Consider the following 2588-nt stretch of genomic DNA (forward strand, 5'->3'; position numbering starts at 1 on the left):
GAAGGAAATTACTGGGCAAACTCAGGATTAACGGCGGGTTCTTATGCGGAGAAGCTTACATATGATCTGAACGGGAATATTAAATCCCTTCAGAGAGCTGGACAAACTGCAGCTAATATTGACAATCTAAGTTATACTTATGATAATAGCGGAAACAGTAACAGACTGATCAGAGTAAGTGATGCTTCTGGAAATGCAGCGGGATATCCGGTAGGTGGAAATACAATTGCTTATGATATCAACGGTAATATGGTAAATCATCTGGATAAAGGTATCTCGAATATTGCTTACAATTACCTGAATTTACCAAGTAGTATTACAGCTTCTATCGGTAATACAGATTATGTATACCGTGCGGATGGATCTAAAGTAAAAAAGGTATTTGGGAGCAAAACAACGGATTATCTGGATGGATTCCAATATGAAAATGATGTATTACAGTTTGTACCAACTGCGGAAGGTTATTATGATCTTACCAAAAATAAGTATATTTACAATTATACAGATCACCTTGGAAATGTAAGACTAAGCTATACAAAAGGTGCTTCTGGCGGAGCAGAGATCATTGAAGAAAATAATTATTACCCGTTTGGGTTAAAACATCAGGGATACAATTCTACTTCCTTAGCCAATAATGCTTATCAGTATAAATACAATGGCAAGGAATTACAGGAAACCGGAATGTATGACTATGGTGCCAGAATGTATATGCCGGATTTAGGGCGTTGGGGAGTTGTGGATCCATTGGCGGAGAAAATGACAAGACATAGCCCATATAATTATGCATTCAATAGCCCAATTAGATTTATTGATCCGGATGGGAATGCTCCTGAACATGTTGATCCAAGTGCAATTTTTGAAAAAAATAAAAATGGTACATATAAAAATCCTAATCTCGTTCAGGCATGGAATCAATTTGCTACCTCAAAAGAGGGTATTTCATTTTTATCAGATTATGTAAGTACAGGACAAACTATTGCTGGCGTGAAGTATGATAAGGCGGGTAAATATGACAAAGCAGGTATTGATTTAAGTTTTGATTCAGGGCAAGCTCTTGATCAGTATAATAAAACTCATTTATCGCCGGCCAGTGGAGTCACAACCTCAATAGCGAAAGGTGGAAGAATGAATTTCCAAGTAAGTATTAGTGATGGTGGTGGCAAAATTGATGGACAGATAGAAACTATAGGACATGAATTATTTATCCATGCAAGATTAGGAACGATGGATTATTTTGATAATAAAAAGTTTGACTTTTCGAAAGGTTATGAATCCTTAATGGTTTCACCAGATTCAAAAAAATACTATCAAAAATATTATATGAATGATAAAAAAATCCCTGACCATACGGTTGAAAAAGCAACAGGATATTCAAGACAACAAACTACACCGATACTTAAATCTTACTATAAATCAAATAATATAATAAAAACAGATGCACAAATTAAAAAAATATTCAATAATTAGCCTTTTTTTATTAATATTTTCATGCATGAAAAAAGAAAACGCAATTCAAAACAAAATAATTTATAAATATGAAAATAAAGGTATATCGGAATATATTATTTTAAAAAATGACTCAATAGGTTATCCTAATTTTGGCATAAATGAATTTAAAATAATTGGAGATTCATTAAAAGTAGTTTCGAATAATGAAGTGAAAGTATACTCAAAAATATTATCAAACACTGAAGCTTATAAAAAGTCTACATTTGACAGTTTAGTTATCTCATATAATAATAATTCACCAGAGGGCAACGGAGTACATGATTTTGACATAAAGGTTAATAAAAATGGAAATGCAGTTTATTATGATGCAAATAAGGAAAAAACATACAAAATTAATTTAGATAATACATTAATTAATTGGATAAATCAAAGTGTAAAAAATGAAGATAGGTCTCCTAACAAAATAAGTTTGTCAAAAAATGAAGTTCCCTTAGTCAGTTATGCAATCATAGTTTATAAAAACAAGAAAAAGTACTTTATTTATGGAGAAGATATAAATAGGGATTCAAACATTAAACTATTATTGACAATTGTTTATTATTCCTTATTTCAAAAAGAAAAAGCACTCATTAATAAAAAAGAAATTTTTGAATCACTTGAGTTGCTTAATAATTATGCAAAAAAATCTAAAAATGGAGTTACCAGAATACCTCCTCCTCCAATTAAAAAATAAAAATTTGCTATATAGCCCAAAATGAAGAAGATTTGTATTCTGATGTGACAAATAAGCAAAAGAGATTACCATAAAAGCACGGATTATAAATCCGTGCTTTTTCATTATAATTACATGAAATTAAAAGCATAAAATTTCAACAAAGTATAAAGTGACAGAAGTAGCACAAACATGTTTTATAACAATAACAGAAGCTTAAAATTATTATTTTAGTTTAGCCGGGAATTATTCAGATTTGGATTGTGCTTTGGATATTGAAGTTATCTTTATGGGATAATAAAGTCACGGATTACAAATCCGCGACATCGGGTTGTAAGTGTCCCTAAAAACCAGACAGTTTAAAAATAGAGAAATTTATTAATTTTAAACTGTAAAAGATGAAAAAGACAAGATTCACAGAGACACA

Annotated in this window: 2 protein-coding genes; both read left to right on the plus strand. The window is 30.8% G+C overall.

Features of this window, described 5'->3' with window-relative positions; genetic code table 11:
* The coding region (locus C8J95_RS19120) for an RHS repeat domain-containing protein (RefSeq protein ID WP_255412896.1) at positions 1 to 1467 on the plus strand (1467 nt) is incomplete at its 5' end.
* A 25-nt stretch (positions 1468 to 1492) separates the two neighbouring features.
* The gene (locus C8J95_RS18550; protein ID WP_107810191.1) at positions 1493 to 2182 is read left to right on the plus strand and encodes a hypothetical protein; all 690 of its coding nucleotides are present in this window, start codon (positions 1493 to 1495) and stop codon (positions 2180 to 2182) included.
* Positions 2183 to 2588: the final 406 nt, after the last annotated feature.

It is taken from the genome of Elizabethkingia sp. YR214, assembly GCF_003058195.1.
Classification (GTDB): domain Bacteria; phylum Bacteroidota; class Bacteroidia; order Flavobacteriales; family Weeksellaceae; genus Elizabethkingia.